This window comes from Granulicella sp. L60 (genome assembly GCF_009765825.1).
Lineage (GTDB): Bacteria > Acidobacteriota > Terriglobia > Terriglobales > Acidobacteriaceae > Edaphobacter.
The window spans coordinates 1-25,125 of sequence record NZ_LMUR01000018.1; the positions used below are offsets into that span (position 1 = coordinate 1).

The 25,125-nt window shown below is 55.4% G+C and carries 14 protein-coding genes; 6 read left to right on the forward strand and 8 right to left on the reverse strand.

Translation table 11 applies throughout. The features are described from left to right. Positions 1–1,320 precede the first annotated feature (1,320 nt). The 4 genes from GSQ82_RS10415 to GSQ82_RS10430 all read left to right on the forward strand — a co-directional run bounded on the left by GSQ82_RS10415 (position 1,321) and on the right by GSQ82_RS10430 (position 13,435). Entirely contained in the window at positions 1,321–6,663 is a 5,343-nt protein-coding gene (locus GSQ82_RS10415; protein ID WP_158792240.1) for a hypothetical protein, read from the forward strand. A gap of 26 nt (positions 6,664–6,689) precedes the next feature. Then, positions 6,690–11,240: a hypothetical protein gene (locus GSQ82_RS10420; RefSeq protein WP_158792241.1), complete on the forward strand. Its 4,551-nt coding sequence runs from the start codon at positions 6,690–6,692 to the stop codon at positions 11,238–11,240. 79 nt (positions 11,241–11,319) lie between these two features. Beyond that, a complete protein-coding gene (locus GSQ82_RS24730; protein WP_216847066.1) occupies positions 11,320–12,696 on the forward strand; it encodes a hypothetical protein in 1,377 nt (458 codons plus the stop codon). A gap of 349 nt (positions 12,697–13,045) precedes the next feature. Continuing rightward, complete coding sequence (locus tag GSQ82_RS10430; protein WP_158792242.1) at positions 13,046–13,435, forward strand: hypothetical protein; 390 nt, start codon at positions 13,046–13,048, stop codon at positions 13,433–13,435. A 1,254-nt stretch (positions 13,436–14,689) separates the two neighbouring features. Here GSQ82_RS10430 and GSQ82_RS10435 read toward each other — a convergent pair. Further along, positions 14,690–15,721 carry an IS110 family transposase gene (locus GSQ82_RS10435; protein WP_158792243.1) on the reverse strand — a complete coding sequence of 344 codons (1,032 nt, stop codon included), beginning with the start codon at positions 15,719–15,721 and terminating at the stop codon, positions 14,690–14,692. Positions 15,722–15,947: 226 nt separating this feature from the next. Then, positions 15,948–16,580 carry a TetR/AcrR family transcriptional regulator C-terminal domain-containing protein gene (locus tag GSQ82_RS10440; protein WP_158792244.1) on the reverse strand — a complete coding sequence of 211 codons (633 nt, stop codon included), beginning with the start codon at positions 16,578–16,580 and terminating at the stop codon, positions 15,948–15,950. A 113-nt stretch (positions 16,581–16,693) separates the two neighbouring features. Between GSQ82_RS10440 and GSQ82_RS10445 the strand changes: the two genes are divergently transcribed. After that, positions 16,694–17,668 (forward strand): zinc-binding alcohol dehydrogenase family protein, encoded by a 975-nt coding sequence (locus tag GSQ82_RS10445; protein WP_158792245.1) that lies wholly within the window; start codon positions 16,694–16,696, stop codon positions 17,666–17,668. 273 nt (positions 17,669–17,941) lie between these two features. On the opposite strand, the gene GSQ82_RS10450 is transcribed toward GSQ82_RS10445, so the two are convergent. Then, positions 17,942–18,709, reverse strand: coding sequence for a siderophore-interacting protein (locus GSQ82_RS10450; RefSeq protein WP_158792246.1), 768 nt, complete (start codon positions 18,707–18,709; stop codon positions 17,942–17,944). 202 nt (positions 18,710–18,911) lie between these two features. Beyond that, complete coding sequence (locus GSQ82_RS10455; protein ID WP_158792247.1) at positions 18,912–20,504, reverse strand: DHA2 family efflux MFS transporter permease subunit; 1,593 nt, start codon at positions 20,502–20,504, stop codon at positions 18,912–18,914. A gap of 107 nt (positions 20,505–20,611) precedes the next feature. On the opposite strand from GSQ82_RS10455, the gene GSQ82_RS10460 reads away from it, so the two are divergent. Beyond that, complete coding sequence (locus GSQ82_RS10460; protein ID WP_158792248.1) at positions 20,612–21,307, forward strand: TetR/AcrR family transcriptional regulator; 696 nt, start codon at positions 20,612–20,614, stop codon at positions 21,305–21,307. 114 nt (positions 21,308–21,421) lie between these two features. On the opposite strand, the gene GSQ82_RS10465 is transcribed toward GSQ82_RS10460, so the two are convergent. From GSQ82_RS10465 to GSQ82_RS10480, 4 genes are all read right to left on the reverse strand, one after another. Continuing rightward, entirely contained in the window at positions 21,422–22,858 is a 1,437-nt protein-coding gene (locus GSQ82_RS10465; protein ID WP_158792249.1) for a transposase, read from the reverse strand. 266 nt (positions 22,859–23,124) lie between these two features. Continuing rightward, the gene (locus tag GSQ82_RS10470; RefSeq protein ID WP_158792250.1) at positions 23,125–23,853 is read right to left on the reverse strand and encodes a hypothetical protein; all 729 of its coding nucleotides are present in this window, start codon (positions 23,851–23,853) and stop codon (positions 23,125–23,127) included. Positions 23,854–23,861: 8 nt separating this feature from the next. Next, positions 23,862–24,197: a hypothetical protein gene (locus GSQ82_RS10475; RefSeq protein WP_158792251.1), complete on the reverse strand. Its 336-nt coding sequence runs from the start codon at positions 24,195–24,197 to the stop codon at positions 23,862–23,864. Beyond that, positions 24,179–24,832 carry a hypothetical protein gene (locus GSQ82_RS10480; RefSeq protein ID WP_158792252.1) on the reverse strand — a complete coding sequence of 218 codons (654 nt, stop codon included), beginning with the start codon at positions 24,830–24,832 and terminating at the stop codon, positions 24,179–24,181. Before GSQ82_RS10480 ends, GSQ82_RS10475 begins: the two co-directional genes overlap by 19 nt. Positions 24,833–25,125: the final 293 nt, after the last annotated feature.

Sequence of the window (25,125 nt, forward strand, 5' to 3'; positions counted from 1 at the left end):
AGAAACCGCTTTGGTTTCTCCCGGACCCTCTTCCCGCTTGCTCTCCGGCCTCCGCTCGCCGGCTGCGCGGAAGGAAGACTTTCGGAGGGTGTTACGAAACTCCTTGACCGCTCGTCGCCCTGCACGGATCACTGACCAGAAGACGACATCTCGTTACGAATCTTTGGATCAATGAGTGACTTGGCGATTTGTACTAAACCCGCTTCGCGGGTAGGTAAAAGCGTATTACCATTTGGCAGGACAATTGCGAATTGGATACCACCACCGCTGCAGTCACGACGCTTTCGAAGCAGTCACGATTCGTTCGAGATAGCAACGCATTGAATCCCCTTAAGGCAATTGTCCTGCCAAATCCCCTCACGGTTTAGTACAAATCGCCGTATCCACAATGCTCCGCCTCCGCAGCATCGGCGGCCGCACACTTCTGCGCGTGGAGCACTGTCGATACGGCACTAGAGATTTTTCACTCTTTGATATCCATAGCGGGGTCAAGCGTGAGAATGCTTCGTGATCATCGAGGTCAGGTGCTATTAAGCCGGACATTGCGGAGGTTGAATATGAACGCGCGTACTCTGGACGCCATGCGAAAGACGTTGGCACATTAAACAGCATCGTGTAGGGGCGGTCTTTGAAGAAGCGTACGCAAGGCCGCGGTCTTCCTTTGAAAATATGGACTCACAGTTACACGGCGAGGGCATGCGAGGCCGCCGTGCTTGCGCCATTGACAATTCGGGGAGGGCAAATCCTTAAGTAGTGGCACCAATTCGTGCGTCACCGCTACAAGACCGAACGCATTTGTTTGATAGGTTTTCCGCATCTCGGTGACCACGATTCTCGAATGCTGGCGCGTCGAAGTAAATTCGTCTTTGTGGATGAGAATATCAAGACGCCCATGCTCTTTGGCGATTTGGGCAGCACTTCAACTGACGGTTGTCACCGGAGTATTGCATAGCATGAGGATTTTGCTAGGTGCGGCAGATTCCGACGGTCTTTGTCTTGAATCAGGTCTCTGAAGATGACACCGGCAACAAATTTTCCCCACTGCTTTACCGAATCCTGAGCTAACCACATCGATTATGCGGTCCGGTCGGGGTTGGATATTTATTTTCATTGACGCCATAGAGCGCTTCGGCTAGTCTTCCGCAACAGTTCAATTCTACAAATCGATGCGTGCATCCTCTATGCAGACAGAAGAACACGTAGAGATGTAGGCTTCAGGGAACAGTCACCCGGCATGGCGGTTTCGCGCGGTGTCGGGACGCTTTTCGGGCTCATTGGCAGGACACTAATCCCTCAGTCCCTCACGCGGAGCAACACGAGATGCCTGGAAACCCAGATGAGTTGGAACGCTTTCTAAAATCTTTTCGCGAGGGTGGCGCGGTGCCCGTAACTCGCCGCGCATTTCTGCAAGGCAGTAGCGCGGCACTCGCCGCCGCTGCACAATCCGCGGCAGAGTCTTCATTGATCGGCGCGCTTACCAACCCGACCTCAAGCCTATCCGATGATATCGCTGCGGTCGACCAAAAGACATATCTGCCGCACTATTCGGAAGACGAGCAGGTTCTGTATCAACTTGTTGCGCCGGTCAGCGCGGGCAAGGATCCTTTCAACCACTCGCCGCTGGTGCTGGACGGCATGCGTCTGGTAATGACGCGCGCTACTGATTTCCTGCATGCGAGCTTCACCTTCGCCAACGTCTCGCTCCTCCTTCACTTTGGTAAACCATATTTGTTACGAACGGACGACGGAAAGCCTGCGCTCGTCACCATTCATCTGCCACCGCAGCACCAGCAAGAAGAAGCCTTCATCGAGGATTCGTCCGGAGCCACGCCGACTGGCGACACGCTACCGACGATGCCAGTCGAGCTAACGCTCTCCGGCGAGACAACCTTCACCTATCCACTCTCGCTGCCCGCGCACAAGCGCATTCCGCTGATGCTGGATGGACTGCTCTGCTGGACGAGTGCCCCCACCGCAACGGACACCTCCTCCGCTATCGAACTCCCGTACCGCACCGTCATTCAGTCGGTCGAAGCGTCTTCCGTATATCAGTCGAGCACTCTGCCCGACAAAGATGATGCAGACACCCCGCCTCAGCTATGGCACCTGACGCTGGAAGCCCAGGCCGTTACGGCCATCAGTGTCGTCCGTGCGAAAGGAATTATCACCCTGACGCTTCCGTCGGTCACTGGATGGACACAGTATCAGACCATCGGCATATTGCAACCGGCGATGCTGGCCGGCGACTTTGTGATCTCCAGTGTCTCAAGCAGCGGCAGCACGGCCACCATCACCTTTCCGCAGCTTGGTACTGACATCAAGCTGGGCAACACTCCGCTCTCGCTGGCCAACCGCTTCGTGGCCACCCGGGCGCTAGACTTCCTGCCCGCGGTTATTAGTGTTGCCAGCAGCGGCAATACCGTCACCCTCACCTTCAGCAGTGTACCTGCCGTGCGGTCCGCTGCGCTGATCTATGTGGCGCCTGAACAGAACGATCCGGGTACAGCGGGTACTTACGTAGTGACGGCCGTCAGCGGCAACTCGCTCTCCTACGACCTGCCCAGCGGCACGGCGCCAAAGGCCTGCACCGTTTCGTTGGTCCGCTACGTTCCGTACACTGCCGACGGTACCGTAAACATCATCACGACGCAGGCCACGGCGCTACACCCAGCTGAAGGAGTCTTACTCTTCAACTCCGTCGACCAGACAACTACAGCTGCGACTGTGGCGACGCCCGATATCCCGTCCTCCGGAAACTTCAAGACGACGCTGACCTTTACGGGGAACAATAAACTGCCAGCGGCGGGGATGCTCGTCCTCCAAAAGACCTATCCCGTCGATCAGCAGGATCGTCACGATCTCGTAGTACGGTCCGTTCCCGATAAGGACCCGACTCATGATGTCCCGATGGCGGTCGACCAGCTTGTGTTCTCGGCGTTGGGCGCATGGTTCAGCACGCAGGCCAGCTTCAAACCCGCGTCTCTGACTGGTTGCTTTGCGACGCCGCCCCCGTCGATGGAGAAATACATCTATCGCATGGCACAGGGCCGCGACTACTACGTTGAAATCGACCGCACCGGATACCTGCTTCCGTATGGGCACGAGGCCGCTTGGCTGAAGATCACCCGCCGAGTTTTCTACCGCGTTGAGGTCGATGTCACTCCCGCGGAGAACGTCTGCTTCCTTCGGCAACAGTTTTTCATTGTGCCTAGGCAAAAGACCCGAATGCTACGCATGGCGCAGAATCACGGGAACGAAATGCCGTTTACCCAGGTTGATATCCTCACCCCCGTCACCCCCGCACTTTTCGCCGGCGATGGGAGCAGTTGCGATGCACTTGGCGGAGAGAATGGCTACTTTTGGCCGTCGTACAAAACCGACCGTTTGTTTAATTTTGATCTGCGCGCCTACGACGGCGCCGATCCACGGACGGCCATTCCGTTTTCGCAACCGCTGATGTTCGTCTCAACGAACATCGCTTGTATGACCCCAAACGTAGTCGGGTACTACAACAACTCCGCATACACGGTTCCGGGCGCGGGGGGTGCTCCTGCTACGAACTCGCCTCGACCTACCTGGCGCCAAGCCGATTTTAGCGGCCAGTCCTTCCATTTTGCCCAGTCCGTCCGCAAGGGCGACACCCAGCTGCACGCCGGCCCGATGTCTTTCAAAGTTGCTGCTCTGCAAGCTACCGACTCCACGGACGTTGTCAACTTCCAGGGCACTTATGTGCTGCCGAACGAACCGCTGGTGATGTACCGTTCGCAGCTCGATTGGGCGGCTGTCGATATCCCCGCGATGCGCGTCTTCACTGGGAACAGCGCGTCGGTGAATGACCTACCCAACCCGGCAGGCGGCACTTGCCAGACAACCGATCACTTGCCCTGCCTGCCCGCGCCGATTCCTTTCCCGTCCGGCTACGTCAAGGTCGATTTTGACCCCCTCTACCTGCAGCAGGGCTTTACCATCTCCAATCCCGTGGAAGTTTTCCTGCGTGTCGACAATACGGACATCGCACCTAATTCCGGTGGTCCGCCGAGTCACGCCGCACTGACCTTCCCCGGCCAACAGGGTGGTGGCGCCGCGACACCGACCTCGCCCGTCGGCGGCCTTTCGCGCAGTCACGGCATCACCAATCAGAACACGCCTTCCTCGACGCCCAGTTCTACCTACGTGACAGCCAATGTCGGCTTCGACCCGACTGTCGACTTTCAACCATTAAACATAGATGGCTTTTTGCAGGCGAAGCTACTGGGCTGCATTTCTCTTTCGGACGTTGTTGCGCAAATCGGCGATGTCACCAGCGCCCTCAACAACATTCCCAGCCTCAATCTCTCGAACATCTACGGACTGGCAAATGAGGCGATATCGGAAATCTCAACGATACAAAAGAGCATAAGTACCGCCATCAAGCAACTAAAAACAGCCACCGATACGATCGACAGCAACCTGCAAAGTGCGACGGACACCTTGTGCGATGCGATCGAAGGCTTTGTATTAAATCTCGCGCCACTAGACCCACCTACGGCTGCCCTGCTGGTTGCGCCCGCTGTTGCCAACTGTGGCTCCGTCACAAGCCTTCCTACGCTCTACGGCATGGTCTCGAACACCCTACAGTCCTCCATGACCGCCATTGCCACGGACGTTGCCAATGAAATCAAAAACAATGGCGTCACTGAGCTGGCTGGCGAAGACTACAACCTGCTGCGCGTGGCTGGCGACATCGACCTGATGAGCGACCTGTGGCCCTCAATCTACCAGACTTACGGGGCCGGCCTTGCGGGACGTGCGATCTTCACTCTGGACGACGTCAAGAGCAAACTACAGAAAGACATCTATCATGCCGCGGTAAAGGCGCTGTCGCGCGAGCGCCGACCGCTTGACCAATTGCTGGCACAGCTTAAAAAATTCCTGGATGCCCTGAATACGGTTGCCACCGGAACGATCAATGCGAACACTATCAGCGGAGTTCGCACGCAAGCTTCGGCGCTGATCAGCACCTTCGTGCGCACATTCAAGCAGCTTGGAGTCGAGCTGTCAACGCCGACGCTGTCCCAATACTGTTACAAGACCTATTATCAAACGCTGCTGCCGACGGTACAGAACGGCGCACGTGCCGAAACAGGCCTGTGGACTCAACTGAAGTCATCGCTCAATGGCGTTCAGACGGATATTCAGAACGTCGTGGCTGTGCACCACGCGGCCTTTAAGAACGTGATTTCCGCGTGGAGGACGCAGCACCATCTCAATCTTCCGAGCACTCTTACCGCCGACTATGACCAGGTCATGACGTGCGGCGTCAATTTGGCTACGCTATTCGTCTACGACCCGATCGAAGCGGCCATTGACGCTGCTCAGCCTGCATTCATCGCCGGAGCGAGCATTGTGGGAGGTGTGCTCGACGGCCTCAACAGCGCTCTCTCCACGATCGCAGGCATCGAGCAGCAATTCGAGAATGTAATCGACCTACTTGAGACACCGATTGCGGTCACCGGCTCCTACACTTTGGCCGATATCCCCCTGCAGGACGGCCCTGCGGGCAACGCCATCTTTCTGGCACACAATGCAGGCGCGAAAGCGCATCTGCGCGTCGATGCCACCGTCTCTGCATCGGCCACGCCGCTGAGCCCCAGTTCGGCGACATTGGATTACCTTGTCAAGGCTGGCATCTATGACTTCTCACTGAATCTGCTTCCCGCAGCCTCATTCATCACTGTCGCCTTCGACGAGTTCTCGTACACCGCTTCTCGTTCGGCAGGCACGCATTTTAACTGCAAGCTTGCCTCGGTCGACTCCGTCCTCCTGGATGATGTATTGGGCTTTGTGGCTGGCCTTGTCGCAGCCTTCGGCCCCTTGGGCGGCGCTGATGACGATGATGACGACGATGGCGATGACGATGGTGATGATGGCAGCGGTGGCGGCCCGGGACTCGTTCCCATAATTCATCTAGCCGGCTTTGGTCTAAGCGTTGGCTTCGAACTCAAAGTGCCGCCGATTGAGGCCGGCGGCTTCCAGCTCATAAACATTGGCTTCAGCATCGCGCTGGCGATCTCATTCGGGAACGACCCGCTGAAGCTCCAGTTCTACTTCGCGCGCCCGGACGCTCACTTCCTGATGAGCGCAACTATCTGGGGCGGAGGTGGCTTCTTAGGTCTCGAACTCCGACCTAACGGCGTGGATCGTGTGCAAGGAGCAATGGAATTTGGGGCTTGCGCTGGCGTTGATCTAGGTGGGGTGGCTGAAGGGGAAGTACATATCTTCGGCGGAATCTACTTTGACTTCGGCGATCAGCGCGCCATACTTACGGGATATGTACGCGCAGGCGGCAGCCTGCGGATCATCAAGATCATTACTGTGTCGCTTGAGTTCTACCTCGGCCTCACCTACGAAAACGATGGCGGGCAGAGCAGCGTCTACGGCGACTGCACGCTCACGGTGAGTATTTCCATCCTCTTCTTCCATGCCGATGTGAGCGTGCATATGCATTGGCAGTGGGCAGGCAGCAGCACCGGGAGCACCCAGCACATGGCCGCACGGCCTGAGGTGGCTAACGGCGCGAACAATAAGGCGCTGTCTAACCCAGCGACTTGCAGTGCAGTCAATCCACGAACTGCTCAATGGACCCAGGACTTTTGGAGTAAATACACCGCAGCTTTCCGCTAATCTTCACGCCACGGAGCTTTTGTCAGATGAGCACAACCGCAAATACCCGATGGACTGTCATCCCGCGAGGCCTGACCGGCAACAGTTTGACGTTCGCTGTGTTCGTGAGTGCCGTGCCGGTTGACCCTGGCACTGACGCCCAAGGAAACCCAAATCCGCCGCCAGCACCTACTGACGTCATTCCTTGGAACAATTGGCTGACGAACTGCGCCAAAGTCAAAGATCTAACAGCCACCCTTTATGTGCAGATTGGACAAGGAAATCAGCCTGTCCAAATCCCCGTAAAATTTGAGCCTTCGTCCCCGTTGCCCTACGATTTTTCCACGCTGTGGTTGCAATTGCTGGCTTACTCTAACACGCAACTGGTCAGCACAGAGCCGGCGCAACGGGACGGCACTTCGACCCATTTGCTGGCGGCGAAAGATGCGGCGATACGGACAACTCACACGCAGACCCTGCGCGGTCACCTAGATCGCATCCATGCGGCAAGTATCCTGGCGATGGGCCGTCGCCGAAGTGGAATCGCGAGTGCCCAAGCACTTGGGACGGTTGTGAAGGATCTGCTCACCACGCGCCTCGGCGATCTATCCTACCTCGCGCTGCCGGCTTCGCGCGGCGTCGGCGATCAACTGGCCTCGGCAAATTATTTTCGCCAATGGCTGAGACAGGAGGTTGGGTCAGGAGACGCGATCCGCGCCCTGAATGCCCGTGCCGCGGAACGCAATCTGTATCGCCTTGCAGACAACCCATATAACACTCTTGATTCCGACGTGTTTGCGTTGGTTGTCGAGCTTGCTGGGAGTAAGTGGCCGGGTCCCGGGAAAACACTCTCGCTCGACGAGCAGAACCTGCAGCAGGAGCGGAGTGTCTTGATCGAACATGCTATATTTCATCGTCGGTACCAGGCCAAGCCGTTTGGTAAGCATTCCGCTGGGGCGAAAAAGGCAACCGACTGTCCATCGCCCACGCCAGCGACAATCAATGACTTCTATCGCACGCTTACCCTGCTCTCGCATTACCCGGAGCTACTGCCTTCCTTATGGCTGGCGTTCACATTCAGTGTAGACGTCAGCCAAGCCGCGCTCAATAACCAGCCATTCCATGTTGCCTTCCGGCCTCCGGCGGGACCTCCTGATCCGAACGGCAACCCTACCGACCCGCTGTCGCCGGAAGCAAATCCGCCTTATACGAGTTGCACGGAAAAAGGCTTCCCCGCGTCTTCGGCGGCTTCCGCTACGCTTAATGGCTTCGCCATTGCCGAAGGTATGCTTCTGCTCAACGAGTGTGAAGTGATAACACGCGATATCGACGGTGAGGCGTTGCGCGCGACGCAGAATACGCATGTTGTGCGCATGCAAACACCCCCTCCCTCTCCAGATACTCAGCCAGGCGGACCCGATGCGAATCCACCAGATCCCTCCGCTACAATCAACCCCGATGAGAGCCACACGCTGCCCATGCGCTCCGTCGGCGTCTCCCTGATCCACAAGAAGGCGGCAACGCACTCGCAGTACCAAATGCAACGCGCCTTTGAGTTACGCAATAGCCAGGCAAAGGCGCAAAAATCCCTAGCACAACCGTTGTATCTGGAGCTTGCGGATCTGGTGCGAGGCTACACGCTGGAGGTTTGGCGCAACAACAAGTGGAGTTCGCTGACATCACGCACTGTGAATTACACGTTCCCTACAGCCACTGGCCCCAGCCAGACTGTGGTGTATTCTGAGGGCCACTTTCCTATCGAGCCGGCTGCGTCCACCACGATGGACTCCGTCACGCCCCCTCCAACCGGCACCCGACCCGGATTGCCCGACCCTCATCAGGCGCCAGTCGTGGCTAGTTGGGCAGGTTGGGGAGCTACTGTGGACACCGCCTACCCACAAACGCCGCAAACGCAGGGCACGGTGGTCGGTGACTCATGCGCAAAGTTTCCGATCCTCACCGACTATACGCCGCCCGCCAAGAAAGGAGATCGATGGGAACGCCTGCGCTACGATAACTACAAGTTCCGTCTGCGCGCCATGGACATGCTGTGCGAATGCATGGACGACGTTTCTACTTTTCCGCCAAACGCCAACCCGAAGAAGGAGATCGAGTTCTGCTACCGGCGCAGCGATCCAGTGCATGGTCCCACATTACTCCTACAGGTGAACCAATCAAAAGTATTTGTCCCTGCAACGCTGGAGGACTGTTTTCCGCAGAAGAAGCTGCCGGGCGAATCGATGGGTTGCGTTGTGTTGCGCGACAAGGAGTTTCAGCCACACTCGATGCGAGTGCTTGTACCGCCGGTCGCGGCCCTCGACCAGCTGATTCCACACGGTGTGCTGGACGATGGCGACAGCTTCATGGAACTCGATAAGGTCGGTTCGTTCCACGACGTCGCGATCGGAGACGACGGCAACTTCCCGGTCGTAACTGATCCTCCAAAGACCCCCAGCGGCGCGAGCACAAATTGCTATCCCTACACTGGTGCAAAAACCGTGGTGCCGCTTTATGTCAAATCCTCCGTTACGCCACCGTCTCGCACTTATCTCCCCGACCCGATGGCCCAGCGCCTCGCTGTGGAGATGATCGATCTCTCGGACCCGATGGCAACTCTTCAGGGCGGCTTCGACCAAGCAGACTTCTATCCCGGACATTCGGACGGCAGTGACAGGCACTGGCCGAACGCCGTGCGCCTTGCCGTACAAATGCAACAGGAGCGAGTCCGCGGCAAGCTGACCGCCGTGTGGCAGCCCGACGACCAAAACGGCGTAATGACGCTACTGGTCGGCGTCCCTCCCGGCTGGCAGGCTCGTCTCCTGTTGAAGTGCGTGCCGACCTTGGAGAACGCTAAGAGGATCTTTGAACTACCGCATGCCGTATCTGAGAGCAGTGATGCGGTCGTGGAATGGCTGAGCGGTATGCCGCAACAGCAACCACTCATCGCACAAAGCGAAGCGGCACTGAAATCGCAACTGAGAAACGCCGAAGATCTGGCAGCCAAACTGGCGCTGGGTCAGTTGGATCAGGTAACGCCGGCGACGGAGATTCTGCTGATCCACGCAGTTCGGCAACCGTTGCGCCCCTGCGCCATCGATCAGCCCGTCGGCAGACCGGCAGTAGCCGTAGTGCAGTACTACGATAGCCCGAAGGCCCTGCTCACCTTGACGGCTAACGTCGGCGACCGTCGTTCCACTGGAAAGGTAGAGCTGATAGCCGACTGGACGGACATCGTCGACTCACCACCGAAGGAACACGATAAGGCGTTCACTCGGAACGTTCACGTGCAGCAATGGCCGCTCTCTTTGCAAGGTAACGACCCCAACTCAGCGAAGGACCAGCAGAAATTTACCCAGATCTCGCAAACCTTTCCAGATACCAACTATCGCGTCGTCCATCTTTCTGTTAACGCCATCAGCCGCTTCGAAAATCTTTATGAGTCGCCAAAACCCGACGATGATGCAACTTTTAGTCTTCCCGGAGATGCCAAAGATGCCGTACAGGTGACGTTGCTAAATACAGCCCGTCTCGACCCGCCACGCCTCAACCGCATCATTCCGCTGCGTCCTGCATTCCAGGACAAGCTCAGCAAAGACCTCTCACGCTACACGGTGTATGGCGCCGCCTACCGCATTTATCTGGAGCGGCCGTGGCAAGGCGTAAAGGTTGGGCAGGGTGGTCAAGGCGAGCAACTCGGAATCACATTGTGGGGCGAAGACTCCGCCGCTCCCATACAACCTTGCTACGATAGTGCCGCATGCTTCAAACCTACAGCTTATAAATCGTACGCAGGGGACACGTCGCTAGAGCGCTTGGTCACTCGCTGGGGTGCGGACCCGGGGCTGGCTACGGGTCCACTGGAGTCTTTGTCGCCGCTGTCTTCGCAATTTCTGAATCCGCGCAGCAACAGCAAAGGGACTACGCCTGCAAACATCGCCAAGTGCGCCTTTCCCGCCGAATTGCCACTGGTTAATGACACCCACCCGGAAAGTTGCGACCCCACCCAGCTGCCTTACTTCACGCTCGCCTCCTATCCTGTCCATTATGACGAGAAGCAGCGACTCTGGTACGCCGATGTGCAGTTGTCGACGGCGCCAGCCGGCTTCATCCGTTTTGGTCTTACACGATATCAACCCCAATCGAAGATCAACCGCGAATGCTCTCGCGTAACGGTCGCGCCGCTCACCCCGATTCCGCCACATCGCGAACTCTACTTCCGCAAGGAAAGCCACCATCAGACCACACTACAAATCTGCGGGACCTTGTATGGCACTAACGCTACCGGCGTCGTCCGGCACTTCGAAATCGAGCTGCAATATCACCGGCTGGACTTCTTCCCAAGTCACAGTGATCGATGGGAGCCGGCGCCCGAGCAGCCAAATTCGGCGACCGTTGCACGGATCTATGCAGACGGACAATATCCGGTGCTTAACACCTACTTGCTCCATACCAAGCTGAACGGCTTTCAGCTCCTCCCGCATTCTTTCCGCGTCGTCGTGCGCGAGTACGAGACCCTCTTCGCGGACAACCCAAATAACCGTGGACTTCGTACGATCGAACGACGGCTCGTTGACACACAGATCGTGCGCGTTCCGTAGAGTGCCTATTGAACGCTGCGGGTGAAATCTCAAGAGTCGCTTTATACCTCGGCCGCTGTGTCGAGCAAAGGAGAGGAAAATGGCAAATCAAAAGACACGCAAAGCGGTCTACCGCCCGGAAGGCACGACTAGGAGGCTGCTTGAATCATCAGCACGTCGGGATGCGGCAGGCGAAGCCACTGCGTGGAAGAACGTCTCCAACTTGGCGCAGAACGGATTAACATTCTGGAACGGCTTTATCGGATTGCAATCCGGAGTCAACCCGCTTGACTCAACTGGATTAGCTCAACTCACGTGCATTGTTCGAGCCGTATCATGGGTTGAGTCGCAACACGGAACTGGTGCCGGCGCTTCCGCGTCTGTCGACCCGATGCAATGCGCAAACAAGGCAGATGCCTGGTGGAAAGAATTAACAGACTGTTCCCAACCGCAGGACAGGTTTGTCGGTGGCGTCGGAAAACCTAACTACAATGCCTGTGAACTGCCACCCAAGGCCGATGCCGACGCTACCTTTCCCTCGGGTGCGAATGTATCAACACTTAACGATCCGACTGCAGGGCACGAAGACGCCAATTTCACTCAGATCATGAGTTATTGCTGGGCCATACCTCTCTTGATTCAGAAGATCAATACGACGGCCGGCGATCCGACTTATCAATGCCAAAAGTTGGATAGGCCTCGGCTTGTAGCAGGAGCGGTCGCCTACAACGGCGGAGGAGATCCGAACTACGAGACGAAGGTCAATGCCGCGTTAGATATGATTGGTTGCCTCCAAGCGGCAGTGCCATCTATCGGTACTCGCGCAACGGACCCGCAAACTATCATCAACGATTGCGAGAAGGAGTACGTGGCGAATAACGACGATTGCAACAAGTTTGTTAAAGCAGTGTCCGCAGACGTCAACGTAACGCTCTTCCAACCCGGGGACAACGCCGACGCAATCGTGCAGCGGATGATCGACTCTGCTGATTGGAGCTCATTGGCGGACGGCGTCGATGCCAAGAACAAAGCCGATGCGGGTCAATATGTCATTGCGGGATTGAAGGGCGCAGACCACGATCCACCGCGTGTGCACGGCCACGTTGCTGTTGTCGTATCTGGCCCACTTGCGAGCGGGAAATACCCGAAAGCTTATTGGGGCAGTCTTGGCGGAACTCCGGGCAAGGACCAAACAATTAATTACGCTTGGAACGCCACTGATCGTGACAATGTCAAATACTTTGCCACAGCCCTCACCGTGGCATCGGAGCGCGTAGATTTGCAGTCGCCTCAAATAGCCCAACAAACTGCAGTTTCGATTATTCAGCAAATCGTCCGCCAACTCGAAACGGAAGCCGCACCAGGAAAGGAGTCCAGGTTTTTTCGAAATGGCATCGAGCTCATCGAGATCTCGGTACAGGTGGGCACTGCCAAGATCGACCTAAAGGTTGCGGGTCCCAAGGCGGAAGATGTGTAACTGGTCTTCCCAGGCTGCCAATGGTGTCGGCGGAAATATTGTTGTTAATCGAGCAATTGAAGGAGTAAATCTGCGAAATGGTCGACATGTCGTCTTCTTCTTACGGTGTCAGCGCCGTTAACAAGAACCACGGCGACGGTGGCTTATGTCTTATGGTTGGGCGTACGCGGAGACTCTATCCCTTCACTGCCGAATGCAACATAATTTCGTAGAAACTTTCTGCAGTTCACTTTTTGAGCCTGCGCCCCTTTCGAGATGCCCTAGTTAGCATCGACGGATGTGGCTTCGGTCAATTTAAATTGCTAATGCAGAACATCGTAACAACACGCCTATTTCACAAGGAGGAACAATGAGTAAGCCGCAGGATAATCTTTCAGGTATGTGGCAGACCGGCAGTGGAGCGGTCTATGAAATCTGGCAAAAAGGCATTAACGTCCTAGCGCTGTATTCTGAGCCGTCCCAGGGGCAGGTTGAATCAGGTGTTCGAAGCGGCGACATTGCTTTTGTTGGAACCGTAATTGGACAGATTGCTACAGTCCAATTCCATCATCGAGCCCCCCTTACTCAGCGAACTACTTGTCCAGCGACTTGGTATTTTGTTGATACGTTGTATTTGACGATCTCTTCAGACGGTAATCAAATGGATGGCGATCTAATTGACGAACACGTTTCAGACGAGTGCCGGGTCGATGATCGCCGTTTAGATCATTTGACTTTTGTCCGAACAAGGGAGGCATAACCAACAGAAATCGGTTTTCAAAAAACTCGAAAAGATCATTGTCGCTACCGCTCGCTCGATATGCTCCGGGGCGGTCAATTCGAGAAGACTCCAGTTTCAACTGGTAGTGATTTCCGGGGGCAGGTCACTGGGACGAAGAGCGTACAGCCCATAAGGAATTCTTGACGTACGCTTCGAAGGCAAGCAAAATGCTGATTTCATCCACTGATAGGAGGCGAATCGAGTTCGGCTGATCCACGGTTTCTATTCACGGAGCCGAATTGGTTCGGTGTAAGAGGGAGTTAGTACCGAAACTTCAGCTTGCGATTAGTAGACTTACGGCCGTAGCGATGGCTCGCCTGGCGAGAACAGGCCAATGTACTCATTGAGGCTCGCATCCCTCTCGTGCGATCGGATTACTTCCGCAATCGGCGTTTATCGTTACAGATCTTCGTTCATTCCTACCAAGACCGTAACAGTCGATTCGATCTCCACGGTCTGAGGATTTGTAATCGACTTGAACGGTCCAACCAGCCAAGCTGCTTTTTTATTGCCTAAATACTAATGAAATGAGATCTTTATCCGCATGAGCGAGCAGAACGATACCGCCGGAGGCGGTTGTCTCCTTACCACTGTCTTTTTCGCTGCCGTTTGTTATGGTGCCTACACGTGGCTGAACGATGCAGGATGGATTCCTCACAACCAAACAGTCAATCTCTATATGAAAAACGATTGGCTCATAGGCGAGAACCGAAGCTGTACTGGTTTTCAAAGTTGCCCCAATGGGCCGAAAGAACCACCGGAAATGAATTCCCTTGATTGCGCGGATGACATGTCATTTTCGTCATCACCCCACAATATGACCATCAGATTTTGGGGCAAAGTATCGAGGCCCGAGGCGTATAAATCAGGGCTCTTTCTTTCGTGGCAATGTACTCGGAACAGTGACGGATTCATATGTAAGGCACTCGACTAGCTCCGCTCCGTTAAGTCCTGACAATGTATGGTCCGCCGCAGGACTGCAAGGGGCAAGCTCGGAGCGATAGACAAGTCTGCGGCAATGTATTCGGCCTTTGAGTGGAGAACGTCTCTCCTGGCCATGATGAGTTCCGCTGCGTGCCTGTCCTTACAAGTCGGTCGGTCGTTGGAGACCATTATCAGGATCAGGTTGAAGGCACGCCGTTGTGACTGTTCTTTCGTCTTTGCTGTTCCTGTGCAGACTTCGGTGGGTAAGTTCAAATCCGTTGATGTAGTGCTGTTACTGGGCCTATCGGTTCACGCTGCGGAGATGCTCGGTAGCGGTCGGTAGTCTTCTCCGCTCGATAGTACAGCCCATGCGATGCGTGCCAGCTTGTTCGCCATGGCAACCACGACGACGTTCTTGGGAGCTCTGGCGTCCAGTCGATCCAGCCAAGCCCCGATGGGCGCTCGATCTCGCTTAATCCGCAACACAGCAGCTCGTGCACCATGGATCAGAACCTTGCGCAGATAGACGTTGCCTCGCTTGCTGATGCCGAGTAGCTTCGCGTTGCCTCCGGTGGAGTACTGCCGTGGCACGACACCGAGCCATGCTGCGAAGTCTCGCCCCTTACGGAAGGCTGCTCCGTTGCCGATAGCCGCGACGATGGCAGTTGCCACGATCGGCCCAATGCCTGGTATCTGACGAATGCGAGTGCAACCTGCATCTGCAGCAGAAATCCGCTCCAACTGCGTGGTGAGTTCTACGGTCTGCTGTTCAACCATCTTCCACTCACTCCACAGCATGTCGATGAGGCTGCGCATCTGCGGTGTCAGATCCGCTTCCGCGTTCTCGAGGATGTCAGCCATGGCGGCCTTAAGCTTCGCTGGTGTCTGCGCAAATACCATCCCTCGTTCGAGCAGGAATGCCCTCAACTGGTTGATGACTGCCGTGCGCCGCGATATAAGCCGGTCGCGCACTCGGTGGATCGCCTGGAGATCCAGTTGATCGTCCGTCTTGATCGGAACAAAGCGCATGTTCTTGCGTTCAACGGCTTCGGCAATAGCTTCGGCATCCACGAAATCGTTCTTGTTGGACTTCACGAAAGGCTTCACGAGCTGGGCTGGGATCAACCGAACGTCGTGGCCCTGCTTCCGCAACGCCCGACCGAGAAAGTGCGCTCCTGAACAGGCTTCCAAACCGATCAGCGACGTCTGCAGGTTCGCGGTGAATACTAGAAGCTGCTTCTGCGTGAACTTCTTCTTCACAAGCACCTTGCCGGCCGCGCCGAGCGCAACGAGGTGAAATGTGGTCTTACCCAGGTCGATGCCAACTGAATGAATCTGCATGTCGATGATCCTCCTTGTTAGAAGCTGTCACCACCATCCCTCTACGAGGGCTGAGGAATCAAGCGGCGGACCATCTCATTAGTCGGCATATCGGAAGTAATCTCCCGCTGTCGATGAGTGCCTCGGCGATTTCGCATAAAGCCAGAGGCATTCTTTGAGAGATGGAAGTTTGTCAGCACTAATTGCCTAACGTCATCAATTTCACACGGCGTTCTGAAGCATCTCGCTACAACTTGAGCTCCATACCCTTCAGGATAAGTTCGAGTCCTTCTTTGTAACGACGGTCGTATCGATCAAAGAGGATCGATGACGCCTGCCGATGGTACGGGAAGATCGCGGGGTCAAGGCGAGCATTCCGTGCTTCGATGGAATAAAAGGGCGACCGTTCGCCGGGAGTTGGGAACACAGCCTGCTCTTCCATTACGAAGCTGAGTGTGTAGTTGTAAATCGTGCTCAGTAGCACGACAGCCGCTCGCACAGAGAAGCCGGATGCGGCCAGCTGAGCGCCGATGGTCTCGGTTGTCTTCAGTGGGTCCGTGGTAGTCAAGCGGGTTCCACTCACCATGCGAGCACCATCGCGATACGCCATTAGGGTCCTCCGCAGCCCCTCGCCGTACCTCGAAGCCCAGACCCTCCAGTTGGAGGATTTCCGCCGTGGCAGGAGATTGGCCGCGCCTTCGGTAAGAACCGTAGTTGCCATTTCGTCGAGCAGTTCCTCCTTGCTCTTGAAGTGCCAGTAGATCGTAGCGGCCTGGACATTGAGTTCAACTCCTAAGCGGCGGAGCGTGAGTTGCTCCAGCCCGATCTCGTTCAGCAATTTCAACCCCGCCCTTGTGACCATATCTCGATTGATTTTCATGAATCCAGCATACTGCATTTGACATCTCTTTATCGAACGCTGTTAGATAAAACTTAACGCTGTTCATTTCAGCGACCGGCAAGACTCGGCTACCGATCACAAGGAGAACCATCATGAAAGCAGCAATCGTTACCGCCCCGGGAAAGACCCCCGTCTACGGAGAGTTTGACAAGCCCGTTGCAAGGGATGGCGAAGAGGTTATTTCGGTCAAAGCAGCTGCTCTGAGCAATCTGACGAAGTCGCGCGCTTCAGGGGCACACTACAGCTCAGCCGGCGTCTTCCCGGCAGTCGCGGGCACCGATGGCGTCGGCCTCACTCAGGATGGACGGCGAGTCTACTTCGCGATGCCCGAGGCTCCGTTTGGCTCTCTTGCGGAGTTCTGCCCCATCAATGCCAGGCGTTGTGTTGACATTCCCGACTGTCTGGATAACATCACCGCTGCCGCCATTGCGAACCCCGGTATGTCGGCATGGGCTGCACTCGTTGAACGCGGCCGTCTTATCGCGGGAGAAACGGTGCTTGTGAACGGTGCGACAGGTACGGCTGGCAGAGTGGCCGTGCAGTTGGCGAAGTATCTCGGTGCGGCTAGGGTCATCGCGACAGGCCGCAACGTGACAGAGCTGGACGAGTTGAAGGAATTCGGCGCCGATGTAGTGATTCCGTTCGCAATAGACGCAGAACACCTGTCGGGAGCGAGTGATTACGAAGAAGCCCTTAAGGCGACTTTTGCAAATGGCATCGACGTCGTAATCGATTACCTGTGGGGAGAGAGCGCGAAGACCACGATTGTTGCCCTCGCGAAGACGGTCGAAGAAAGGCCAGTTCGCTTCGTTCATGTGGGCGGAGCCAGCGGCGAAGCAACTATCGAATTTCCAGGAGCGGCGTTGCGTTCCGCAGCCATCACCTTGATGGGAAGCGGAGTAGGAAGTGTCAGCCGAAAAGGTCTCGTCCAGTCGATCCGCAGTGTCTTTGACGCGGTAGAGCCTGCCGGTTTGAAAATCTCAACTCAGGTAGTACCGCTCGCCGACGTTGAAGGTATCTGGGAGAATGCCACCGGCAAACCTCGCGTCGTCTTTACGATCGACTAGAGGGGAACAGTATTGGTTCCTTGAGAGTTGGGCAGTGGCCGCAGAATAGTGTGGGCACGAATGTCCGTTGACGCTAACAGGCGGGGGTGTTGAAAAACTCATCCTCTGAGAATTCGCGGAAAATTCATCGCGCCAGGATGCCCTACAAACGATTCTCTCCGACCGATTGGACATTTCCTATCACGGGATTTGACGCGCCGTTTGTGCAGAAAACGAGTTCTTCAACACCCACAGGCCAATGCACTTATCTAGCCTGCTTTTAGACGCTCGCGCTCAATCCATCCCGGTCTTCCCTGGGGACCAATAAGCCCGCACCTTACTCTTCCGCACCTCGACACCCAATTCCCTCAGCCGCTTCTGTACACTCTGTATCGACCGCGCCTGACCCGTAAAGATCCACTGCGAAACTCGCCCCCCAGACGTGTCAGTCTTGTCGGCATCGTCAGGCCCTTCGAATTCCCCATCCGTATTTTGAGCCAGTTTCGTCACCACCCCTTCCAGATGCTTTCCCTCACCTGTTCTCTGATACAAAGTGACATCTTTGAGTCCCAGACTCTCCACAACGCTCTTAGCCTCTTCCGCTGAAGTCACCTCCAAGACATATCGGTGTCTCGCGTCCGCCCTCGCGCATGATTGCAGCGCATAAGCCGCCGCTATCGAAGTCTCATCTCCAAAAAAGATCGCACGCCCTTCAAAGTTAGTAAAGTCGAGCGAATCCTTCGGCCGCATCACTTTGCACTCGTCTCCTATCCTTAGGCTCTCCGCCCACGCCGACCCGGGCCCTCCCCCGTGCATATAAAACAAGAACTCAGCCGATCCCCTGTCCGCCTCCATCTTCATCGGCGTATAAGCCCGCTTCGTCAGGTTACCTAGATAGAACTGGACTGCCTGTCCCGGAATCAACTTTGCCCCCTTGAAAATCTCTCCCTGCAAACGCACTCTTCGAAAGCGTCCGCCGATAGTCTTCGCATGAGTAATCGTCACCCGATGAAACAGCAGCTTCCCCACAGCATTCGAGAGGAGGTTGGACAAAGTAGACATAGATAGCTCCTAAGCGCCTCAAACCTAAGCCGCTAAGGATGTTAACGGATCAGAACCATAAATATTGTGCCTCACTCACCACAAGACGGCTCATTGGCTCTCAATGAATGCATTGTCGATTTGTCATCAGAACGGTGTTCTCTCCGAGATCGCGTTTATAAGGCCTGATCATGCGACGGAGGTTTTATTGCCAGATACGGCACTAGTGGGCGGACGCCTGCATTCCCTTTGGGGGTCTTTGCATCAGCAGTGCCATCGGGATCATGCAAGCGCAGAAGAGCGCTAGCATACTCAGAATATCGATATAAGAAAGCACACTCGCTTGTGCCTGCAGGCTTTGGTAGAGGCGGAAATAGGCACCATTTTGAGCATCAGAGAAAGCCGCGGTGCCATGTTGGAGGCTTGAGGTCAGAGCCTGAACGGAGTTCATCCATTGCTGATTGCTGCTGACGACATTCTGCACGAGGTATGCCTGATGAACCTGCTGATGACGTGCGAGCACGGTCGTAAAGAAGGATGTCCCGGCTGAGCCCCCAATATTGCGCGCTAGATTCGACAGCCCGGAGACGTCATTGTTCCTGCGCGGATCGACGCCGAGATAGATCATCGAATTGATCGGAACGAAGAGGAATGCTAGCCCAACGGATTGCAGGAAACGAAGTTCGGCGGCATACCGGAAACTCATCTCGAGATCGAGACTGGTCATGTGATACAGCGCAAGCGCCATGGCCGAGAACCCAAACATGATCAGGTAGCGGCCATCCACGCGAGAAATCAGAATGCCGACGACCGGCATGCAGATGATCGTCGCCAAGCCCCCGGACGACATTGCCATTCCAGCGCTTTCGGCGGTGTAACCCATCAACGATTGGAGAAGTTGCGGGAGCAGGACCGTGGTCGCATAGAGAGTGAAGCCGAGCACAAACATCATGAGGAATGAGATGGAGAAATTCTTGTGGGCGAACAGCCGCAGGTCGAGGATCGGCCTGCTTCCTATCTTCGCCTGTCGGAGCTCCCAGATCAGAAGGCAGATGAGTCCGATCACCGTAATCGCGAGAGCCGAAACAATGAAATGCGATGAGAACCAATCGTCCTGCTGGCCCTTGTCGAGTGCAACTTCCAGTGAACCAAACGTCAGGGCGATCAGGCCAAACCCGATGTAGTCAAGTTTGAAACCTCCGCTGCGCGCTGCCTTCACCTCTTCCTTGATCGCCGGAGGATCTTCAATGAGCCGATGGGTCAGAAAGAGAGACAAGACGGCAACAGGGATATTGATGAAGAAGATCCAGCGCCAATCGTAGTTGTCGGTGATCCAGCCTCCCAGGGTAGGGCCGATGATGGGTGCCGTGATCACGGCGAGTCCATAGACGGCAAAGGCCTGCCCTCTTTTTTCAGGTGGAAATGTGTCGGCGAGAATCGCCTGCTCCGAAGGCTGCAAGCCTCCTCCGCCTAAACCCTGAATCACTCTGAAGAACAGCAAAAGAGGAAGCGATGGGGCCAACCCACACAGGAATGAGCTGATGCCAAAGATGGCAACACAGGTCATGTAAAATCGCTTGCGGCCAATGATAGTGCCTAAGTAGGCTCCTACCGGAAGCACGATTGCGTTCGCGACGAGGTACGAGGTGATGACCCAAGTCGATTCATCCTGCGATGCTCCAAGCGATCCAGCGATATGAGGCAACGCTACATTGGCGATGGACGTGTCGAGGACCTCCATGATGGTCGCCAGAGTCACCGTCACAGCAATAATCCAAGGATTGTGTTTGGGCTTGTACCCTGGCACTACAGGCATTATCGGGCCTCTCCAATTTATGTCGTACGATACCGTCTGGTAGCATACTGGTTGGATTGGATCGTCGCTCAGCAAGAAAGATTCAGAAAAACTAGACTGGGTGCATCATGAAGACGGAAGCAACGAAGCGTGGAAAGCGCAAAGAAGCGCCCTCGAAATCCCGATCTAATCTGCGCCTTGAAGAGGGCCGCGTCGCAGAACTACTGGACATTGCATCCCAGGTCTTTCTCGCAAACGGTTTTGCTGGCGCCAGCATGAACGAAATTGCCAGGCTCTCAAACTCCTCGAAGACCACGTTTTATGCTCGGTTCCCCACCAAAGAGAAGCTTTTCATCGCGGTCATGGAACGCCGAATGAATGCCGTGCTTGGAGAAGTCACTGCCTCTCTTCCATCTGAGTTGCCGATCCATATCGCTCTAAAGGAATATGGCACTCGATTTATCCGATTCGCTCTGTCAGACGACCAGCTCACTCTGTTCAGGATCATCTCCATGGAGTCCGTGCGCTTCCCGGAACTGGGACAGCGCTTTTACGAGTTGGGCCCCAAGCGAGGGCAAACGTTTCTGGCAGGCTACTTTAAAGAGCGGATCAAACTAGGGCATCTGGTGGAAGATGACCCGTGGATTATGGCGGAACATCTGGTGAGTCTACTTGCGGGTGGGCCCGTTCGTTGGACAATCTTGGGTCTTCAAACTGCAACCCGGACCAGAGAAAAACAGCAGGAACACATCGCTGAAGCTTTGAAAGTCTTTCTCAGAGCCTACGGAGTCCGGGCTCCCGTGGAGACCAACGAAGAGTCTTAGGCTCTGTCCGAATCTCGACTGGTGCAAACAGGCGTGGGTGTTGAAAAAGTCAGCGCCGTTTTGGTCGTTTTGGGGATTGAACAACGTTGTTGCGTCAGTCTTGACCGCCACTTCCTATGAAGTGGCGGGTACCGGCGACATCGGCGACCGGCTGAGGAACCGGACAAGCCGCTTGATGTTCTGGGCAGTGGCCGCCAGGAAGAACTGTTCTCGTACGAACTTCAACCTGCGCAGCCGGAGCCGTTGGAGGCCGATGTGATTGTGACTCTTTAGCTCCGCGAAGAGCGCCTCGACCTTCTTCCGTTGCCGTTGTGCGTACTTGAACTCCGGTGTAGTCCAGAGATCTCGCGCTCGCTGCCGAGCGGTCTCGTTCATGTGGATAGCAAGATACCGGAACGGTCCAGTCGTGCATTGCGATCTCTGCTGGCATGGACCGCATTTCTTGCGCGTTCCTATATAGCCGAACGTGCGGTTCCGCTCATTGCGTCCGCCGTAGTTTAGTTGCTGGCCTCCAGGGCAGATGTAACTGTTGCTCTCCGGCAAGTAGGTAAAGGACTCCGGACCATAGAAGGGGCTCCTAGTTCGCCCGACAGCGTCCCTGGTGGGCATGTACGGCGTGATCTCCCGGTCCATCAGCCACTGCAAGAACTCACCGTTGCCATAGCTTGCATCGGCAGCGATGGATTGCGGTTTCCGGCCTTGCCATTGGGCGAAGCGAGTGATCATGTCCCTGGCGGATCGCGACTCCTCACTCAGGCGAGCGCCTGTTGCTTGCACGCCCACGACGATGCAGCTGTCATTGTCAATCAGGTAGTTGTTGTAATAACCCATACGTGCCGGAGTCCCGCCTTTTGTCGCATAGGTGGAGTCCGGATCGGTGGTGGACACCTTGTCCTGGCTATGCGTCGGCTCCTCCACTGGGTTCTGTATTTCAAGCTCGGCAAGGTACTCGCGCACCGTTCGATTGACCTGCGCGGCTTCGGCCAGCTGCTCTCTCGGGATGCGGCTCTCCTTGGAAGCGTTTGCCTCCACGAAGGTTCCATCAACCGATAGCTTGTCTCCACGCACCAGTCCAACTGCGAGGCATTGGGCCACAATTTCCTCGAACAACTGCTCGAACACATTCGATTCCTGGAAGCGCCCATGGCGATTCTTCGAAAACGTGGAGTGATGCGGAACTTCCTGGTCGAAACCGAGACCAGTGAACCAGCGCCACGCAAGGTGCATTCGCAACTCCTCCACAAGCTTGCGCTCACTGCTGATCCCGTACAGATAGCCAATCAGCAAAATGCGCAGCAAGAGCTCAGGATCGATGGATGGACGACCAGTTTCGCTGTAGCTGTCCTTCAGCCGCTCGCGTACGAAACCGAAGTCGATATGCTTATCAACCAACCGCAACAGATGATTCTCCGGTACCTGATCATCCAGTCGGAAGTAGTAGAAAAGAGATTCAGAGCGCGCGTGCCGACCCATCATGAACATTAGTCCTCCGACGATGGCGATCCACAACAGCATGGTCACACTATGCTGTGAAACACTCCGAATTGCCACACGGATTTCATTTAAATCAGCTGATTCGTACCGACTTTTTCAACACCCACAGGCCGAGTCACTCATCAAGCCCCGCGAACCGAGCGATCACTTCCGCAAAGAGCGTTTATCGTTACTTACGAGAAGTATTATCGGTAGCAATCCGTCTACAGCGATCGCGCGACGTACAAATTTGAGAATTGTCGTGGATCAGCACGATGTTCCATGGGAGTTCAACCGTTGGTTCAACGGGTGGAGATTCGTTTTCTTTATGTCACTTACAAAGATTACGATAGGTACTCGCGGGAATCTTCCTCGCCAGCCTCGCCGGTCTCCTGTTCCAGCATGTTTTCGTCTAATTGAGCGCTCAGCACTGGCCGTGGGTGATGCTTCTTGCCCGATACTCGCAACCCCTTGCTGTCGACTATAAAATCCCATTCCATGTCGTCGTTAGAGTCCACAATATCGCGCATGATCTGCTTATAGCAGACCGCCGCTTCGCGAGGCGACATCTCGACTTCCGGTTCCATGAGCCTTTTGTCGGTCGGGAAACGATAGCGGAGACGTCGGCCGGCATTGTTGTGCTGAACGTAATGCTGCATGTAAGCAGCCGTCCGCTTCATTTCCGCGTTACGATGTGATTCCATTATGGAGCCAAGCTCGCGTATGCGGTCGACGAGAGCCCGTTGCGTCGCAGCTTGAATCTCCGCAAGCATTATTTCGTGCTCGTGGTTTAGGACGAGCTGCATCCTTCGCGCCGATTTGACTTCTGCGACTATGCTACGATCGATCTCATTCGCGATTACAACGCTCGGCGCGTTCGGCACTTCCGCCTTCTCTTCATATTTTGCAGAAAACCGGTCGTAGAAGTACGTACCGATTGACAGGCTGGCGGCTACGAGGGCGACAGCGATGGCGACGACATGCGACACTTCAGCGCGCTGATAAAGCCATGCCGAAAGAATACCCAGGAGCATTCCGGAGTTCGTAAGCCAGTTGTAGAACTTCTTGCTCATACCAACCTCTAGTCTACGCGCTTCGCCACAACGCCTGTCCAAGCAATGCCTGCCGTTAAGGCTTGCATTATTGTTGCGGGGCCGATGGCGCCAATCCCGATCAAGATGCCAAACGTAATAAAGAGGACAAATTCCACGATGATCCGCCACGGATTGTCGTTGGGCCATTTCAGCGAATCAAAAAGCGTCGAAAGGACAAATACCTTGAGCTTCCCGCGTCCATTCTTACCCCAAAAGATCGCCGAACCGAGGCCCGTGTAAAGGATCATGGGGAGGCTGAAGTGAGACCATATGAGGTTGGGTGGCGGCACTTGCATAAAGGCTTCTAGCTTTTCGCCCCCCATGCTTCAGCAGCATCCATCTTCTTTATAGCCGCGTCGATGTTATCCCTGATAAGCATGAGCTGCGGTTTCGATGCCTGGAACCACAGTTCCTGCTTCTCCGCGTCTGTATCGAAATGGATCAGGGCGACAGGTACGACGACATCTACGCGCCCCTCTTCGAACCCAACACGCAGATCGACTGTCACATCCATGTCATAGAAAGACGGTAGACATTGATCGGTCAGGGTAGCCCGCTTGATCGCCGTGGCAATATCTGACGCATGCGAAGCGACCACCTCGACGAAAGGTCTCAGTTTCGGGGTGATCGCAGCATCGATCAGCTTCGCTTTCACCGCACCGTCGATGAATTCGTTGACCGAAGTGGATTTGTCAAATAAAGGAACGACGACCATCGCGGCCGAAAACAGGCTGCTGGTGTCGCTCTTGCTTAGGTTGAGGTCTTTGTGTAGAGTTTCTAGCGGAGGTCGCTGCGTCTCCATCACCGAGATAGCGGTCTCGACAATCTGATCGAAGTATGCTTCAGGAACGCTTGCTAGGACAATAAAGCCCTTTTCAGCATCCTCACGGAATCCCCTGGGCAATCTGGCGATGACTTCCGTAATTGGGCGTCCGGGATTTGGAACGTCGTATCTCATTGTCATTTCAGTTTGGAAATTGTAGCAGACTAGCATTTGGCAAATTGTGCCCATCCGCATCTTCGTGGAGATTCCTAGATGACGGCATCTAACGGCGCCCGGCCCTACTCAGTGACCGATTCGGACCGAAGTCTTCCGCTTATTGGTGCGTCATTCTTCGGGACCGGATCAGTAATGGTAAGTCGGCATATAGGAAGTAATCAGCCTGCTCAATGAGTGCATCGGCGATTTGTACTAAACCCGCTTCGCGGGTAGGTAAAAGCGTATTACCATTTGGCAGGACAATTGCGAAT